This is a genomic window from Caldicellulosiruptor changbaiensis (genome assembly GCF_003999255.1).
Taxonomy (GTDB): Bacteria; Bacillota; Thermoanaerobacteria; order Caldicellulosiruptorales; family Caldicellulosiruptoraceae; genus Caldicellulosiruptor; species Caldicellulosiruptor changbaiensis.
On record NZ_CP034791.1, the window covers coordinates 270,538 to 287,660 of the forward strand.

Genomic DNA, 17,123 nt, shown 5'->3' on the forward strand with positions numbered 1-17,123 from the left:
GCTGAAAGCGAGATGTTTATAAAAATTGACTTTACCTCTGACATGCCAATTTATGAGCAAATAAAGAACCAAATAATAGAAGGAATAGCAAGAGGAGAACTTCAAAATGGCGATAGCCTTCCTTCTATCCGAGACCTTGCAAGCGAAATTGGCGTCAACATGCACACAGTGGCAAAGGCATACAATGAGTTAAAGGATATGGGACTTATTGCTGTTAACAAAAAGCATGGGGCTTATATTGCTGTGAGCAAAGGTTATGATAAAGAGTTTTTAAATGAGATGATGGAAGAACTTACTCCAATTGTTGCAAAAGCCATTTGCAAGGGTATGAATAAGAATGAATTAATAAGGTTGATTGAAACTATTTTTGATAGTTTTGGGGGAAGGGAAGATGAGTGAAAAGCTACTGATTTTTATCCTTTCTTTTCCTGCACAGATTTTTCTTGTTCTACTGTGTTTTTTTATTCCGTACTTTTCGAGAGAGCACATTTTGTTTGGGGTAAACGTTCCGCCTACTATTAAAAAAAGTGAAGTTACAAAGAAATTTTATAAAGAATACTGGAGAAACTTTGCTCTAACAGTTTTAATTCCTACTTTGTTGTTTTTCTATATTCTTTTTGAGAGTACAGAGAGAGTTTTGATAAAATACAACATATTATATCCACTGTTTGTCATTGTTTTAATGACACTCAATCACTATGTAATCTACAGAAAAGTTTTAAAAGCTAAGAAAAAAGGTAATTGGCAAGAAGGAAAAAAGCAAATTGTGGTTGTCCCTATTAAAAAGGATAAAAAAGGGGGATATCCGTCAAGGTTGTGGTTTTTAGTACCAATTGGTGTGTTTATAGGTTTGTTAATAATAACTGTGGTGAGATACAACCAACTTCCTAAGATAATTCCACTTCATTACAACCAAAAGCTTGAAGTTGATTATAGTGGGCCAAAGTCAGAACTCATAAAGCCTCTCAGTATGATGTTTGGAAGTATGTTGTTAGCTCAGGGCCTGGGATATTTTGTTTATGAGCTAACAAAAAAAGGTAAAATGAAACTGAGTATATATTTTCCTGAGAAATCTGCAGAGCAGAACGAGAAAGTAAAAAACTATACAGCGTACTTTTTGATTTGGATTTTAGTCTTAATAGAGCTTATAATGGGTTTGGTTATTTTTTCAATGCTTGACATCATAAATATTCAAACCACATTGGCTTTACTTCCAGTTTTTCTCATATTTCCCTTAATAACATTAGGATATTATCTTATAAAAGTATTCAACATTAATTCTGAAAGATTAAGTTTGACGCCAGAAGAAAAAATATCCGAAAAAATAATTGACAGAGATGATGACAAATACTGGATTGCAGGAATGTTTTACTATAACCCTGACGACCCTGCCCTCTTTGTCGAAAGGCGGGTGGGTGGATTTGGCTGGGATTTAAACTACGCAAAGCCGCTTGGCAAGTTCATAGGGTTTTTAATAATTGTTATTTTGGTTGCAGTGGTAGTTGTGAGTTTGGTTTTGATTTGATTTTCTCCGATTCATGCTTACGTTAAGATGTGGTATAATGATACTGTAAAAGATTATTCTCACTCTTCTTTAAAATTTGATTTCTAAGGAGAATTAGTTAAATGGACAATGAAAACAAGGAAAAACTTCCTGCAAAAGAGCATGATTCTACTTTTAAACTTCTTTTTGAAAATCCTAAGGATATTTATCTTTTGGTGAGCAAAATCATAAACTATAGTTGGGCGAACGAAATACGTGAAAGCTCAATTGAAATAAAAAAGACAAATTACATTACAAAGGAATTTTCGCAAGTAGAAGCAGATGTTGTGGCAAAAGCAAGGCTAAAAGACAGAGATGTATATTTTTATATATTGATAGAAAATCAATCAACTGTAGCAAAAGATATGCCTGAAAGATTATTACGATATATGATTTCTATATGGGCAGAGGAAATACGAAATGGTGTTGAAAAACTGCCAGCTATTATTCCTATTGTTGTTTACAATGAGCTTGATAGAAGATGGGAAGTACCCACAGATATAATTGGAGCATTTGATATTTTCAAAAATGATATTTTCAAGTACAAAGTTGTAGATATCGCTCAAGTTGACATTAAAAGTTATTTGGAAGAGGAAGATGTTTTAACACCAATAATTTTCTATTTGGAACAGGTGAGGAATGACAGTAATGAATTAATTCGCAGATTACAAGAAATTGATCAAAGCTTAAAGAAGCTGAGTTTTAATAATATCGAAAGGTTTTTGCTATGGTCACAGCATGTTATAAGACCAAGATTAGGTGAGAAACAAAAGAAAGAATATGACAAGATTGTTGAGAGAGTAAAGCAAAAGGGGGTGGAGCTGATGGGTGAGTTTGTGTCAAATGTGGCAAGGCTTTTGGATGAGACAAAAACAAAAGAATTTTTGGCAGGCGTCCAACAAGGTATTCAACAAGGTATCCAGCAAGAGAGAATAGAGACAGCAAAAAGAATGATTCAGTTAGGAATTTCATACGATGTCATATCCAAGGCGACCAACCTAAGTATTGAAGAGATTGAAAAAATAGCGCAGGAGAAGATTAACTAAGGTCCAGAACAACTTAAAAAAACTTTATTGTTTGTTGTAAAATTAAATGTAACGATAAAAGAAAGTATTGAAGCCTTAATCAATTGATAATTTTCAGTTTCTTTTAAAAAATGTTGTATTTAATATTACAATTTAGATAGATTTGGAATTTGAAAAAGCTTATTGTTATCGATGATTTAAAAGAGGTATAATAAAAATAGCATTGACTTTTTGCAATGATTGTAATTTTACAAAAAGGAGAAAAGTATGAGCACTTATAGAAAGTATGATGAAGGATACAAGAAATTGTTTTCTAATAAAGAGAATCTAATTTGGTTTTTACAGGATGTTTTAAATGAAGAAAGATTTAGGAGAATAGAAAAGAATGATATAGAGATTATTGCAACTGAGTCGATAAATAAAAAGTGGCAAAAGAAAAGCTCAGACATAGTATATAAGATAAAATATAAAGATTCTTTCTTTTGTTTGACCATTGAATTTCAAAGTAGAGAGGACAAGAGAATTTTACACAGATTATATGAATATATGCATCTCATTCAGCTCAAGAACAAAGTAAATGGTGAAATACCAGTAGTTGTGCCAATTGTGCTGTATAATGGTATAAGTCATTGGAAACCTAATGAACAGTATAGCGAAATTATCCTATTTGCAGAAGATTTTCCTGAGTACGCACAAAATTTCAAGGTGATATTCTTAGATATCAAAAGTATACCTGAGGAGAAGTTAATTAGTGCATCAAACGTATTAGCAATAGCAATGTACATTGACCAAGTATCTAATAATCCTGAAAGGGTGCTTAATAGAATATTGAATTTAAGAGGAAAAATACATCTTAACTGGGAACAGAGAGAAGAATTAGCTGATTGGTTGTATGAGGTTATTTTAAGGTCTTATGGTGTTAGTGAGGAAGAAGCAGAAGAAATGTTTAAAAAATCAGGATTGGAGGTGGATGAGATGTTTTCAAGCACAGCAGAAAAGATAAAGCAAGGAATTGAAAGAGAAAAGAAAAAAATTGCTAAAGAGGCAATGAAGCAAGGCATGAAGCAAGGTATGAAGCAAGGTATGAAACAAGGTATGAAACGCGCAATGAAATTAATCGCAAAACAGATGCTAAAAGATAATCAACCTATAGAGCTTATTTCAAAGTATACGGGTCTTACACCTGAAGAAATAAAAAAATTGAAGTAAGAACAAACTATGGTTCTTATAACTTAAAGTTTTTTGTTGAGTTTGATTTTCTTGCAAAGCTTTTTCCAAAGTGCTATACTAAAAAGTGAAAAATTAAATATCTGGTTTTAAGGGGGAGCTGAGCGGGGCAAAGCTCGGCTGAGAGTAGGCACTAAAAAATCCCCGTGCCTTGACCCTTTGAACCTGATCCGGGTAATGCCGGCGAAGGGAAGAAAAACGCAAGAAATAAAAGCCTTTAATGCTATTTTTAGTCCGGCATTAAAGGCTTTTTTGTTTATATAAAGGCTTATTTAAAACCCCAACAAGAGATAAGCTGCCGGCAAAAGGCAGCTTTTTATTTTAAGCACACTTTCAGACAATTTTGAGCTTGCAAAAAGCCTGTAGGGTAGGTGAGAACTTTGCTTATAAGAGTAAATGACAAAGAAATGGAGTTTTGTGGAAACATTTTAGAGCTTGTACTGAGTTTAAATCTCAATCCTAAGACCTGTGCAGTTTTGGTAAATGGCGAGATTGTAAAGAAAGATGATTGGGAAAGCTTTGTTTTAAAAGATGGTGACTATGTTGAGATTGTAAGCTTTGTTGGCGGTGGCTAAAAAAATTAAAAAATCATATCAAAATAACTATGCTACAAATCCATCACAAAAATTATAAAGAAAGGTGATGCTGTATGTTTGAAATAGGTGGCAAGAGGTTAAAATCAAGGCTTTTTGTTGGAACAGGCAAGCTTCCTGATTATAGCCTAATTGAAAAGATGTACTATGAAGCCGGCATTGAGGTTTTTGCTGTGGCTGTTCGGCGAATAGGTCCTAACACTAAGCATACAAAAAATGTTTTAGAGTACATTCCAAAAGATGCCACAATCATGGTAAACACATCAGGTGCACAAGACCACAAGGAAGCAGTAAAGATTGCTATGATTGGAAGAGAACTTACAGATTCTGACTGGGTAAAGGTTGAGATTGAAAAGGACACTAAATATCTTTTTCCAGATAGTTTTGAGACGCTAAAAGCTTGTGAAATCCTTGTAAAAGAGGGTTTTAAGGTATTTCCTTACATCTACCCTGATCTTAACCTTGCAAAAGAGCTTGAACAAATTGGAGTTGAAGCAGTCATGCCGCTTGGCTCGCCAATTGGAACAAACAAAGGGATTGGTTGTGAGGTGCTTTTAAAGCCTATCATAAACGAGATAAAAATCCCTGTGATAATTGATGCAGGGATTGGAAGACCATCTCACGCAGCACAGGCAATGGAAATGGGAGCAGAAGCTGTTTTAATTAACACTGCAATTGCAACGTCAGCTGATCCTCTTAAGATGGCAATAGCGTTTGCAAAGGCAGTTGAGGCAGGAAGGCTTGCTTTTGAGGTTGGAATTTTGAAAGAGTATGAGTATGCTCAGGCATCATCACCTTTGGAGGATTTTATAAGCGGCTAAAAAATTTTTTGAAAAAGAAGGTGCTGTCAAAATGGTCAGCTTTTTAAAAGAGGCAGAAGAACTTTTTGAAGAGTACAAAGACTATATCCCTACTCACAGGGAAATTTGCGAGATTATAGAGAATAAGGAGTTTTTGACAAAAGAGGATTTAGCAAAGCTTTTGAACGTCAGCAGTAAAGAGGATATAATGCTTATGGCAAAGAAAGCTCAAAAGCTTACGCGCGAAAATTTTGGCAAAGTTATTCTTCTGTATGCTCCGCTTTACATTGCAAATTATTGCCAAAACGGTTGTGTTTACTGTGGATTTTCATGCAGGAAAAAGTATAAAAGAGAAAAGCTGAGCTTTGAAGAGATTGAAAATGAACTTAGAAAAATGAAAGAAGAGGGGATTGACTCTGTTATAATTCTCACTGGTGAGGACAGAATTAACTCTTCGGTTGAATACATTGAAAAAGCATGTAGAATCGCAACCGACTTTATGTCAGAGGTCTCAATTGAAGTGTATCCTCTTTATGAAGAAGAGTACAAAAGGCTATCAAGCATTGGCGTTGTTGGAATCACTGTGTATCAAGAGACATATCAAAGAGAAGACTATGATAAGCTTCATCCATTTGGACCAAAAAAAGACTTTGAGTTTAGGCTAAATGCACCTGAAAGAGCATTAAAAGCTGGATTTCATGAGGTGTGTGTAGGCCCACTTTTGGGACTTTCTCACCCCAAAAAAGATGTTTTGTGTGCAATACTTCATGCAGAGTACTTACTTGACAAGTTTCCAAAAGCTGAGATTTCAATTTCATTCCCAAGATTCAGAAGCGCTGGCACAGACTTTACACCTTCATACACAGTTTCAGACAAGGAATTTATTAAATTTTTGCTCATTGCAAGGCTGTATCTCCCAAGGGTTGGAATTGTGGTGTCAACCAGAGAAAGACCCTCTCTTCGCGATGTTTTGATTGATGTTTGCATAACCAAAATGTCAGCAGGCTCTAAAACAACAGTTGGTGGGTATGCAGAAGAAAAAGATGAAGATGCTGAGGCTCAGTTTGAGGTAGAAGATAGAAGAAGTGTATCCGAGGTTGTAGATGTTATAATTAGAAAAGGACTTCGACCCGAGTTTACAAACTGGGTAAAGGGTGTGAAAAGTGTATGAGCTTATTTGAGATGATGCTTAAAAACTACTTTGATGAAAAGATGCTTGAAAAACTCTCAAAGGTAAAAATTCTTATAATTGGCTGTGGCGGGCTTGGTTCTAACATTGCAGTGTTGCTTGTAAGAAGTGGCGTTAAAAACCTTACAATCGTTGACTTTGACAAGGTAGATGTTTCAAACCTCAACAGGCAAAACTATTTCTTCTACCAGACAGGGCAGGAAAAAGTGTCAGCGCTCAAAGACATTCTTGAGAAGATAAATCCGTATATAACTGTGAAGGCTCTGAATATGAAAATTGATGAGTCAAATATAGATGATTTGATTTTACAGCATGACATAATTGTTGAGGCGGTTGACAATGAGCAGACAAAAATGCTCATCTTCAAAAAAGCACATGATCATGGCAAGAAAGTTGTTTTAGCCTCAGGCGTTGCAGGGTTTGGCGATTGTGAAAACATTAAAATTAAGCGTGGCAAGAACTTTTCAATTGTGGGCGATTTTGTGACATCAATAAAAGAGAAAAAACCTCTTGCACCAAAGGTCATGGCAGTTGCCGCAATGCAGGCAGATGAGGTTTTGAGGATGGTGAGTGAACTTGAGTAAAGAAGAGAAGCTGCAGCTCTTTAGAAGTTATAACATCTATGGTCTTACCGCTGAGAAATTTTCAAATGGAAGGTCGAATATAGAGGTTGTAAAGGCAATGCTCGAAAGTGGAATAAAAATAATCCAGTACAGGGAAAAGTACAAAAGTCTCAAAGAAAAATATGAAGAGTGCCTGCAAATCAGAAAACTTACCAAGCAGTATGGTGCACTTTTGATAGTAAACGACCATGTGGACCTGTGCCAGATGGTTGGGGCGGACGGTGTTCACTTGGGGCAGGAAGACTATCCAGCAAAAGAGGTAAGAAAAATCTTAGGAAAAGACTTTATAATCGGTGTTACAACTCATACAAAAGATCAAGTTGAGAAAGCAGTGGAAGATGGGGCTGACTATATTGGTTTGGGGCCTGTGTTTCAGAGCTTTACAAAGGACAAGCCTCATCCGCCGATTGGCCTTGAGATGGTCAGCTGGGCAGCAAAAAACTGCAAGATACCTTTTGTTGCAATAGGTGGAATAAAAGAGCACAATCTAAAAGATGTGCTTGAGGCGGGTGCAAAGTGCGTCAGCCTTGTGACAGAGATTGTAGGTAGTGATGACATTTCACAAAAAATAAAAAGGCTTTGGGATATTATAAAAGAGTTTGAAAGGAGCTGATTTTGTGATGAAAACCCAGATGACATATGCAAAAGAAGGAATATTTACACGCGAGATGGAACTTGCAATCCAGAATGAAGAGATAGATAAAGAAGAATTTTTGCAAAAGGTTGCAGAGGGCAAGATTGTCATTCCTGCGAACAAGAACAGGAAAAGAGACAAATACTTTGCAATTGGAGATGGAACATATGTAAAAATCAATGTAAATATTGGCGTGTCAGAAGCATGTCCAAATTTTGATATAGAGGTTCAAAAGCTTGAGGTTGCCAAAAAATTTGATGTTGAATCTGTGATGGATTTGTCAAGCGGGCTTGATGCTTCAAACTTCAGAAAATACATTCTTCAAAACTATGACTTTATAGTAGGAACAGTTCCAGTTTACCAGGTTGCTTCAAGGCATGACGACATTACAAAGGTTGACAGCAAAGAGTTTATAGAAGAGATTGAAAGGCAGGCAGAAGAAGGGGTTGACTTTTTCACAGTACATGCAGGAATTACAAGAAGGACTTTGGAGAGGTTTGAAAAAAATGATCGTCTGCTCAAGATTGTCTCAAGAGGCGGTGCACTTTTATATAAATGGATGATGGCAAACCGAAAAGAAAATCCGCTTTATGAACACTTTGACGATATTCTAAAAATCTGCAAAAAACACGATGTCACAATAAGCCTTGGAGACAGTCTCAGGCCCGGCGCGGTCTATGATGCAACAGATGCGCTTCAGATAGAAGAACTTATAAACCTTGGCGAGCTTACCAAAATGGCCTGGAAAGAAGATGTGCAGGTGATGATAGAAGGGCCAGGGCACATGAGAGCAAACGAGATTGCAGCAAACATGGTAATTCAAAAAAGGCTTTGCCACGGTGCACCATTTTATGTTTTGGGGCCTCTTACAACAGACATTGCAGCTGGGTACGACCACATATCTGGTGCGATGGGGGCGCTCATTGCAGCTCTAAATGGAGCAGATTTTCTGTGCTATGTGACACCTGCTGAACACCTGCGACTTCCATCGGCAGATGATGTCAAAGAAGGAATTGTTGCGTTCAAGATTGCGGCTCATAGTGCTAATATTGCAAAAGGCTTTAAAAAGCCACTTGAAAAAGACATTGAGATGTCAATTGCAAGACGTGACCTTGACTGGGAGAAGATGATAAGCCTTTCGATTGACCCGCAAAAGGCAAGAGAGTATAGAAGCACATACCCTTCCGATACATGCTCTATGTGTGGAAGACTCTGTGCTGTAAAAAATTCAAGGGATGAGGCCGTGTTATAGACATCATAAAAAGATAGTTTGATGGATTCAATACATTTTAACAGGAGATGAAAAAAGTGAGAAAAGTTCTTATAATTGCTGGATTTGACCCCTCTGGTGGAGCTGGCATTGTACTTGACACAAAGGTTGTAAGAGCGCTTGGCGAGTTTGCAGCCTCTACGATAACCTGCTTGACAGTTCAAACTACAGAAAGGGTCTATGATGCAAAAACCATAGACCCTGATTTTTTTGAGTATCAGCTTCAAAAGATTATTGAGGATATAGAGCCAGATAGCGTCAAGATTGGACTTTTGGGAAGTGAAGAAATAGCAAGGTCTGTGCTGAGGAATATAAGAAGGTATAATCTTAAAAACATTGTATGTGATCCAGTTTTGAAATCAACAAGCGGTTTTGAGTTTGGGAAAGATAAGTTTGTCGAGTTTTTGAAAAGCGAATTTTTAAAAGTTTGTAGCGTTATCACGCCAAACAAAACCGAGGCAGAAGTCATTTTTGATATGAAAATTGAAAATTTTGGAGAAGATATTTTAAATTCTATTCAACAAAAAATGAATAAGATGGGTATAAAGTCATGCGTTTTAAAAGGTGGGCATGTTGATGGCCATCTTGCAGAGGATGTTTTGATAACACAAACTGAAATTTATAGAGTTTCTGCTAAAAAGAAGGGCTCAACAGACAACATTCACGGCACTGGCTGTGCTTTTTCATCTGCGTTTGCTACTTTTCTTGCAAAGGGATATAATATGTATGACGCACTAAAACAAACAAAGGATTTTGTTTCAAACTTGATACACAATTCAATAAAGATAGGAAAGGGAAGACTTGTTTTAAATCCTTAAGAATACCCAGAAAAATTAGCTGAAGATATTAATGGGAAGGGGCATGGCAAGGTGGCAATAAAGTTTGAGCTGATAAAGAAGAGCAAAAAATCCAATGCAAGACGAGGAAGGCTCTACACACCACATGGAGTTATTGAAACACCGGTTTTTATGCCAGTCGGGACTCAAGCAACAGTCAAGGCAATTATGCACAGGGACCTGTATGAGATGGGAACTCAGATAATTCTGGCAAACACGTACCATTTGTATCTTCGACCTGGAATAGATGTCATAAAAGAAGCAGGTGGGCTTCACAAGTTCATGAACTGGCAAAAACCAATTTTAACCGACAGTGGCGGGTTTCAGGTGTTTTCGCTCAGCAAGCTAAGAACAATTACAGATGACGGTGTTGAGTTCAGGTCGCACATAGATGGTTCTCGGCACTTTTTCACACCTGAAAAGGTGATTGAGATTCAGAATATCCTTGGTTCAGATATAATAATGGCATTTGATGAGTGTGTACCATACCCTTGTGACCATGAGTATGCAAAGTGGGCTGTTGAGAGAACAGCAAGATGGCTCAAAAGATGCAAAGCTCATCACAAAAACACAGAAAATCAGGCTCTGTTTGGGATAGTACAAGGCTCAACTTACAAGGACTTGAGAATAGAAAGTGCAAAGCGCACGGTTGAAGAAGACCTTCCCGGCTATGCGATAGGCGGGCTTTCTGTCGGCGAGCCAAAAGAGCTCATGTATGAGATGATAGAGGTGCTTCACCCAATTTTGCCAGAAGACAGGCCACGATACCTCATGGGTGTTGGAACACCAGACTGCTTGTATGAATCTGTCATTCGCGGTGTTGACATGTTCGACTGTGTGTTTGCAACGCGAACTGCTCGAAATGGAACAGTTTTCACAAAAGAAGGCAGGATGATTATAAAAAATGCTCAGTATGCAAAGGATTTTCGGCCCATTGAAGAGGACTGTGACTGCTACACATGCCAGAACTTTACCCGCGCTTACTTGAGGCACTTGATTAAAGCTGAGGAAATCCTTGGTGCAATCCTTCTTAGCATCCACAATGTAAGATTTTTGCTCAGGTTCATGGAAAAGCTGAGAAAGGATATTGAAGAGGATAGGATATAAAAGTAATCAAAAATGAGAGGGTGTTTTCCCTCTCATTTTTTTGTTCACATTTGCCAAATAAATAAATTTATTTTTTAGTAAAAATCAATTGATTTTGACATTACAGAATTATATAATTAAAGCTGAAACTAAAGTTTACAACATTTGAATATTTCATGCCAGAAAAACAAAGGGGGATGGATTTGTTCAAGCTAAAGAGATTAGTTCAAAGACCTGTTTTGGAGCCAATTGAAGAAAACCATTGGGAGTCAAAAGCTGTCTTTAATGCTGCAGCTGTTTATCACAATGGCTATATTCATTTGCTTTACAGAGCATGTAACAATACATTTGAAGCCCTTTCTCTTCCTTATCCTGATGAAAAGTATAAGTTCGTATCTTCAATAGGATATGCAAAAAGTAAGGATGGAATTAATTTTGAGAGACTCTCTGTGCCAGTTGTTACAGGCCGAGGCGTTCAGGAAGCGTGGGGTGTGGAAGACCCTCGCATAACCTACCTTGACGGAAAATTTTATATGGTTTATACGGCATTTGGTGGAAGAAGTTGGGAAGATGTAAGAATCTCCATGATATATTCAGATGATTTGATTCATTGGTCAACCGAACATCAAGTGCTGCTTGATGAACCAAATAAAGATGGCGCTTTACATCCTGAAAAGGTAAATGGAAAGTATATGCTGTATCATAGAAGACCACCATCTATTTGGGTGGCATTTTCAGAAGATTTGAAAAACTGGCATGACCACAAAATTATCATGACTCCTCGGGAGAATAGTTGGGATAGCCAAAAAATTGGGATAGCAGGTCCACCAATTTTGATTGACGATGGTTGGCTTTTGATTTATCATGGCGTGGATGAAAATAGGGTGTATCGCTTAGGCGCAGCTCTTTTGGACAGAAACAATCCCACAAAAGTCATTGCTCGCCAGGAAGAACCCATATTAGAACCTGAGCTTGAGTGGGAAAAGAATGGGCTTGTGCCAAACGTAGTATTTAGCTGTGGTCAGTGTATTGTGGATGGGATTTTGTTTGTATATTACGGAGCTTGCGACACTTGCATTGGTGTTGCAGCAGTTGAGGTTGATAAGATAAAGTTTTAATTTTGCAAAGAAAGGAATATTACTACTTGATAAGAAAAACCTTACAAAAATCTTATCTCGTCAGAGTGAGCCCATACTCGAACCTGAGCTTGATGGGGAGATAAATAGGCACATATCCAATGTTGTTTTCAGTTGTGGCCATGTTGAGTTTGGAGATAAAGTGTTGGTGTATTATGGGGGAGCAGATACAGTTGTAGATGTTGCAAAATTGGACCTTAAAAATATAAAATTTGACTAAGAAGTTTTAAAATAAAAGGGGATTGAAATGGAGATAAATACAAAAAAGAGAAGGAAAAGTGTTACTCTTGAGGATATAGCCAGAAAACTTAATATTTCAAAAAATGCAGTTTCTCTTGCTCTGGCAAACAAGCCAGGTGTCTCTGAAAAGACAAGACAGCTTGTTTTTCAGACTGCAAAAGAGCTTGGCTATAAATTCAAAGAAAAAGAAGAACAAAAAGGGACAATAGCACTTATTATGACAAAAAATATTATTGAAGACCCGTACTTTTTCAGTGCGATAGTTTATTCAGTTGAAAATGAAATTAGGAAAAAGGGATACAATTTTAGTCTGTATTGCATAACAAGTGAAGATGAGAAGAGTATAGACCAGATTTTAACAAGTTCATCGTTTGAAGGGATTATAATTGTGTCTGCCATAAACGAGAATATGATCAAAAAAATTGAAGAAAAAAAGATTCCCACAGTTGTAATTGACAATTTAGTAGACAGTACCTGTATAGACACTGTAAACACAGACAATTACAGGTCTACAAAGGCAGCTATAGCGTATTTGATAAAGCAAGGATTTAAGCATATTGGTTTTATAGGAGACATTAATCACGCTATTAGTTATAGAGAAAGATGGGAAGGTTTTATGGATGCTCATGAAGAGTTTAAAATTGAGATTGACAAAAAAGTGTGTAAAATTGAAGGGTTCAAGGATTTTAGCAAAAATCCCGAACCGGAGATTCAGGCATTTTTAAAGAACTTGGAGAGAATGCCTCAGGTATTTTTTTGCGTAAATGATTTGTCTACATTGCTTACTGCTAACATACTGAAGGAAATGGGATTTCAGATTCCAAAAGATATTAGCATTGTTGGCTTTGATGATACTGAACTTGTGAAACACTTCAGACCAGCCCTTTCAATGATTCACATTGACAGAAATTATTATGGGCAAAGAGCGGTCAAGCAGCTACTTGAGAGAATAAAATATCCTAACAAACCAGTTGAAGATGTAAGAATATTTTGCAGATTAAATATAAGAAAATCGATAAAGGCACTTTGAACGTTTTTAAAAGTCCTAAAGAAAAAGACCTTTCTATAAAATCAATTTAAATAACATTGTAAAATCAAGCAAAATAACTTGACACATTTTGCAAAAAAGGTGTATAATTTGAATGCACAGTTCTTCTTTCTGTTCATTTCTTTTGAACAAAAATAATAAAAAATCTAAGGGCAAGGGAGGAATTTGGAAGATGTCTGTTCGTCTCAAAAGGTTATTGTCAGTTCTGCTGGTTATGTTATTCTTGTTAAGTGTAATGGGAATTTCATTTGCAGCTTCTACTTCAAGCTCTTCAGGTGAGCTGCGATTGGCAACAGACTGGCCATATCCATTCCATGGTAATCCTTTCGGCCCGGGAGCAATTGGCGGTGCATGGTGGTTTGCATATGAACCTTTTGCGTATTACATTCCACAAACAGGTGAATATATCCCAAGATTAGCAGAGAGCTGGAAGATTGAAAAAGGCAAAGTTACAATTAACCTCAGAAAAAATGCAAAGTTCAGCGATGGCAAGCCATTTACTGCAAAAGACGTAATAACCACAATCAATCTCATTCAAGCAATGTGGCAGTGGCCATATGAAATTGCATCTGTCACAGCCCCAAATAATTACACAGTTGTCTTCACACTTTCAAAGGATGCTCCTCAATCATTTGTTCATACAATCCTTACAGATGCTGCGATGGCAGCTTTGGCTCCATACCATGTTTATGGCAAATGGTCAAATCAGGCAAAAGAGGTGGCTGACTTAGGTAAGAAGATATTTGCACTGACATCTCAAGGTAAGACCCCAGATGCTCAGCTAAAGGAGGAGTATGATAAGAAAGCAGACCAGCTTAGAAAACAAATTAATGCTTTCTCACCGTTCAAGACACTCAAGAGAATGCCAGTTGTAGGTTCATTTGAACCAACAAAAATAACACAGTCAGAAATGGTACTTACTGCTAACAAGTACCACTGGTTATATTCAAAGATGAAGATAAGAAAAATTACATTCAGAAGATGGTCTTCTAATGAATTTGTATGGGCATCACTTATCTCAGGTGAGATATACGCTGCACATCCAAATATGCCAAAAGATGTAGTTGACCAGCTAAGTATTCTCAATCCAAGCTTGAAGGTTAAAACTACCTCTGACTTGTCAGAAATAGCATTAGTTTTTAACTATCAAAAACCTCTATTTAAAGATATAAACTTGAGAAAAGCAATTGCATATGTGTTAGATAGGTCTAAGATAAGAGATGTAGCAGTATGGCAGGCATTTACAACCACCCCTTATGCTCATGGTGTACTAAAGAGCATGGAATCTAAGTGGATAACAAAGGATACGATGAACAAGTTAACCAAGTACACAATGAATTACAAATTAGCAGAAAATATTCTAAAAAAAGGCTGGATATAAGAAGGTAGGCAATACATGGCAGCAATCAAATGGTCAACCAGTTGCGTTTACACTATCAGTATACGGACCGCACAATGACTGGGTTTTAGCTGCAAGAGAAGTTGTTCAACAGCTCAATAATTTTGGCTTCAAAGTTGAAATGAAACTTATTCCAGACGGTATGCGAGACCAGGTTATGAAGAGTGGCGATTATGAAGCAGCTATTGAATTTGGAGTTGCATGGTGGGGTTATCCACATCCATATACAGGGTATCAGAGATTGTATCAGACCGATGTATATAACATAACAAAATTCCCAGCAAAGGATAAATATGCAACACCATGGGGTAAGCTTTCTCCATATGATTTGACTGAGCAGTTGAGAGATGTTGCACAGGATAAGAAGAAGTCAATAGATGTTATACAAAAATTAGCATACATTACCAATGAGTATTTGCCTGTAATACCACTATTTGAAAAGGTTCTACCGATTTACTATTCAGATGGCAGAAAGGTAACAGGTTGGCCAGCAAAAGATGATCCAATCTGGTCACTTGCACCTGGTGGAATAGAAAGGGTATACAATCTCTTAATCACAACAGGTAAGCTTGTTCCTAAAAAATAATGTAATATATGGAGGGTAATCAATTGCGATATATTGTTGATAGGCTTGTTTATCTGTTCATAGTATTGATTATAGCCATAAGCGGGGTTTTTGTCCTGGTAAATAAGATGCCAGGCGACCCCGCTTATGGCCTGGCTGTTTCAATAGCCCAGCAGAGAAATATGCAAATGGACCAAGCGCTTGAAATTGCACATAAAATAATGGGGGTTGACCCTCACGAGTCACTGGTGGTCAGATATTTCAGGTTTATTTCAAATCTATTTAAAGGCAATTTTGGTTATTCAGCATTTTATCAGACAAGCGTAAATGAGATAATTGCTAAATCTCTGCCATGGACTTTATTTGTTATATCACTTGCTACATTTGTAAGTTTCATGGTTGGGATCTTTATGGGTGCTTTTGCTGCACAAAAAAGAGGAACAATAATTGACTTAATAATTTCAACAATTTCCAGCATAATTCAAGCTGTTCCTCCATTTGTATTGGCTGTGCTGATTTTATTTATTTTTGCTGTGAGACTAAGAGTGCTTCCTATTGGCGGTGCTTATCCGGTTGATGTTGAGCCTTCGTTTTCAGTTCAGTTCATTTTAAAAGTCTTGCATCATGCAATTGGGCCTATGTTTGCGACAGCCATTCCTCAGATGGCAGCTTGGACGCTTGCAATGAGGGGAAATACATCACAAGTAATGGAGGAAGATTATATTAGGTTTGCTCAGGCACGTGGTTTGAAAGATTCTGTAATTGCAAATAAGTATATAAAAAACAATGCGATGCTACCACTGGTTGCCAGCCTTGCAATTTCAGTAGGTTACATGTTAGGAGGACATACACTGGTTGAGTCTATTTTCAATTATCCTGGTATTGGATTTTATTTTGGAAAAGCAATTGCTGTGAGAGATTTTGGGCTTTTAACAGGTTTATTTTCACTGATTGTAATTGGTGTGATTGTTGCTACCTTTATAGCCGAGATTATATATGCATTAATTGATCCAAGGGTGAAGCTAAAATGAAAAATAGGAGATTTTCAAACTTTTTTTATGACTATATTCAGCCTATACTTACAAATAAAAAATCTCTAATTGGCTTGATAATACTTTCTTTTTTTATTTTAATGGCAACCATAGGACCATTAGTAGTTCCATTAAATATGAATTCCAACTTTGCAGAAAGATACCAAAAACCTTCACTCAAACACCCATTTGGTACAGACTATTTCGGTGTTGATATATTTCAACAAATTGTTCATGGGTCAAGGTCTGTAATCTCGCTTACATTGCTTGCAAGCTTATTTGCAGTGATTATAGGTACAATTTTCGGTGTTGCTCGAGGATACATTGAGGGAATTGCAGGGAAGATTTTAGATGCGGTCATAACTGTATTTTTAGTCATTCCTTCATTTCCTGCACTTTTGATTTTAGCGGCGATATTTACAAATGCTAAATTGAACGCTGTTGAAATTGCTCTGCTGGTTGCTATCTGGTTGTGGGCACCGCTGGCAAAACAGATATCAGCTCAGGTACTTGCCATCAAATCAAAAGAGTTTATAGAAGCATCAAGAATGCTAAACATGGGGCTTGGCTACATACTATTCAGTGACATTGCAAAGCTGTTAATACCTTATATCTTCATAAATTTTGTAACGCAGATAAAAAGTGCAATGGAATTTTCAATAGGACTGATGTTTTTAGGACTTGCAAAATTTGATCCCACTCATTGGGGAATAATGCTAAATTATGCTCTGTACCAAGCAGGGGCATTATATACACCTAAGGGGTTTCACTATCCGTTTTTTATAATCCTCAATATTGTGCTGCTGATTTATGGAGGAATATTACTGGCTCAAGGAATTGAGGAAGTGTTTAATCCTAAACTTCGGGGGCATGAATAA

At 36.9% G+C, this 17,123-nt stretch carries 17 protein-coding genes, 1 pseudogene and 1 riboswitch; all 18 genes and pseudogenes read left to right on the forward strand.

Annotation, left to right across the window (positions count from 1 at the left end; translation table 11 throughout):
• Window positions 1-12 precede the first annotated feature (12 nt).
• Window positions 13-399 carry a GntR family transcriptional regulator gene (locus ELD05_RS01240; RefSeq protein ID WP_127351046.1) on the forward strand — a complete coding sequence of 129 codons (387 nt, stop codon included), beginning with the start codon at window positions 13-15 and terminating at the stop codon, window positions 397-399.
• A complete protein-coding gene (locus ELD05_RS01245) occupies window positions 392-1,525 on the forward strand; it encodes a DUF1648 domain-containing protein (RefSeq protein WP_127351047.1) in 1,134 nt (377 codons plus the stop codon). Before ELD05_RS01240 ends, ELD05_RS01245 begins: the two co-directional genes overlap by 8 nt.
• A 101-nt stretch (window positions 1,526-1,626) precedes the next feature.
• Window positions 1,627-2,589 (forward strand): Rpn family recombination-promoting nuclease/putative transposase, encoded by a 963-nt coding sequence (locus ELD05_RS01250; protein ID WP_127351048.1) that lies wholly within the window; start codon window positions 1,627-1,629, stop codon window positions 2,587-2,589.
• A gap of 246 nt (window positions 2,590-2,835) precedes the next feature.
• Complete coding sequence (locus tag ELD05_RS01255; RefSeq protein ID WP_127351049.1) at window positions 2,836-3,777, forward strand: Rpn family recombination-promoting nuclease/putative transposase; 942 nt, start codon at window positions 2,836-2,838, stop codon at window positions 3,775-3,777.
• A gap of 101 nt (window positions 3,778-3,878) precedes the next feature.
• Window positions 3,879-4,004, forward strand: a riboswitch (TPP riboswitch).
• A 171-nt stretch (window positions 4,005-4,175) separates the two neighbouring features.
• Window positions 4,176-4,370 (forward strand): sulfur carrier protein ThiS, encoded by a 195-nt coding sequence (gene thiS / locus ELD05_RS01260; RefSeq protein ID WP_127352902.1) that lies wholly within the window; start codon window positions 4,176-4,178, stop codon window positions 4,368-4,370.
• Between the two features lie 74 nt (window positions 4,371-4,444).
• Window positions 4,445-5,209 carry a thiazole synthase gene (locus ELD05_RS01265; RefSeq protein WP_127351050.1) on the forward strand — a complete coding sequence of 255 codons (765 nt, stop codon included), beginning with the start codon at window positions 4,445-4,447 and terminating at the stop codon, window positions 5,207-5,209.
• Window positions 5,210-5,240: 31 nt separating this feature from the next.
• Window positions 5,241-6,359: a 2-iminoacetate synthase ThiH gene (thiH, locus tag ELD05_RS01270; RefSeq protein WP_127351051.1), complete on the forward strand. Its 1,119-nt coding sequence runs from the start codon at window positions 5,241-5,243 to the stop codon at window positions 6,357-6,359.
• Entirely contained in the window at window positions 6,356-6,961 is a 606-nt protein-coding gene (gene thiF / locus ELD05_RS01275; protein ID WP_127351052.1) for a sulfur carrier protein ThiS adenylyltransferase ThiF, read from the forward strand. Before thiH ends, thiF begins: the two co-directional genes overlap by 4 nt.
• The gene (gene thiE / locus ELD05_RS01280) at window positions 6,948-7,613 is read left to right on the forward strand and encodes a thiamine phosphate synthase (protein ID WP_127351053.1); all 666 of its coding nucleotides are present in this window, start codon (window positions 6,948-6,950) and stop codon (window positions 7,611-7,613) included. The genes thiF and thiE overlap by 14 nt, the downstream gene beginning before the upstream one ends.
• Before the next feature lie 7 nt (window positions 7,614-7,620).
• A complete protein-coding gene (gene thiC, locus ELD05_RS01285; RefSeq protein WP_127351054.1) occupies window positions 7,621-8,886 on the forward strand; it encodes a phosphomethylpyrimidine synthase ThiC in 1,266 nt (421 codons plus the stop codon).
• Between the two features lie 47 nt (window positions 8,887-8,933).
• On the forward strand, window positions 8,934-9,722 hold the full coding sequence (gene thiD, locus ELD05_RS01290) for a bifunctional hydroxymethylpyrimidine kinase/phosphomethylpyrimidine kinase (RefSeq protein WP_241243554.1): 789 nt from the start codon (window positions 8,934-8,936) through the stop codon (window positions 9,720-9,722).
• A 51-nt stretch (window positions 9,723-9,773) separates the two neighbouring features.
• The gene (gene tgt, locus ELD05_RS01295; RefSeq protein ID WP_127351056.1) at window positions 9,774-10,847 is read left to right on the forward strand and encodes a tRNA guanosine(34) transglycosylase Tgt; all 1,074 of its coding nucleotides are present in this window, start codon (window positions 9,774-9,776) and stop codon (window positions 10,845-10,847) included.
• 182 nt (window positions 10,848-11,029) lie between these two features.
• Entirely contained in the window at window positions 11,030-11,944 is a 915-nt protein-coding gene (locus ELD05_RS01300) for a glycoside hydrolase family 130 protein (protein WP_127352903.1), read from the forward strand.
• 16 nt (window positions 11,945-11,960) lie between these two features.
• Window positions 11,961-12,182 carry a glycoside hydrolase family 130 protein gene (locus tag ELD05_RS01305; RefSeq protein ID WP_127352904.1) on the forward strand — a complete coding sequence of 74 codons (222 nt, stop codon included), beginning with the start codon at window positions 11,961-11,963 and terminating at the stop codon, window positions 12,180-12,182.
• 27 nt (window positions 12,183-12,209) lie between these two features.
• Entirely contained in the window at window positions 12,210-13,232 is a 1,023-nt protein-coding gene (locus tag ELD05_RS01310) for a LacI family DNA-binding transcriptional regulator (RefSeq protein ID WP_127351057.1), read from the forward strand.
• 232 nt (window positions 13,233-13,464) lie between these two features.
• A pseudogene (locus ELD05_RS01315) lies at window positions 13,465-15,235 on the forward strand (ABC transporter substrate-binding protein).
• Between the two features lie 8 nt (window positions 15,236-15,243).
• Window positions 15,244-16,245: an ABC transporter permease gene (locus ELD05_RS01320; RefSeq protein WP_408609364.1), complete on the forward strand. Its 1,002-nt coding sequence runs from the start codon at window positions 15,244-15,246 to the stop codon at window positions 16,243-16,245.
• Entirely contained in the window at window positions 16,242-17,123 is an 882-nt protein-coding gene (locus ELD05_RS01325) for an ABC transporter permease (protein ID WP_127351059.1), read from the forward strand. Before ELD05_RS01320 ends, ELD05_RS01325 begins: the two co-directional genes overlap by 4 nt.

Bases quoted from the DNA above. Each gene is read 5' to 3' on its own strand.
- ELD05_RS01250 (WP_127351048.1), top strand. From the start codon at position 1,627: ATGGACAATGAAAACAAGGAAAAACTTCCTGCAAAAGAGCATGATTCT.
- thiD (WP_241243554.1), top strand. From the start codon at position 8,934: ATGAAAAAAGTGAGAAAAGTTCTTATAATTGCTGGATTTGACCCCTCT.
- ELD05_RS01245 (WP_127351047.1), top strand. From the start codon at position 392: ATGAGTGAAAAGCTACTGATTTTTATCCTTTCTTTTCCTGCACAGATT.
- ELD05_RS01320 (WP_408609364.1), top strand. From the start codon at position 15,244: ATGGAGGGTAATCAATTGCGATATATTGTTGATAGGCTTGTTTATCTG.
- thiH (WP_127351051.1), top strand. From the start codon at position 5,241: ATGGTCAGCTTTTTAAAAGAGGCAGAAGAACTTTTTGAAGAGTACAAA.
- thiF (WP_127351052.1), top strand. From the start codon at position 6,356: ATGAGCTTATTTGAGATGATGCTTAAAAACTACTTTGATGAAAAGATG.
- thiC (WP_127351054.1), top strand. From the start codon at position 7,621: ATGAAAACCCAGATGACATATGCAAAAGAAGGAATATTTACACGCGAG.
- ELD05_RS01255 (WP_127351049.1), top strand. From the start codon at position 2,836: ATGAGCACTTATAGAAAGTATGATGAAGGATACAAGAAATTGTTTTCT.
- ELD05_RS01265 (WP_127351050.1), top strand. From the start codon at position 4,445: ATGTTTGAAATAGGTGGCAAGAGGTTAAAATCAAGGCTTTTTGTTGGA.
- ELD05_RS01310 (WP_127351057.1), top strand. From the start codon at position 12,210: ATGGAGATAAATACAAAAAAGAGAAGGAAAAGTGTTACTCTTGAGGAT.
- ELD05_RS01240 (WP_127351046.1), top strand. From the start codon at position 13: ATGTTTATAAAAATTGACTTTACCTCTGACATGCCAATTTATGAGCAA.
- ELD05_RS01325 (WP_127351059.1), top strand. From the start codon at position 16,242: ATGAAAAATAGGAGATTTTCAAACTTTTTTTATGACTATATTCAGCCT.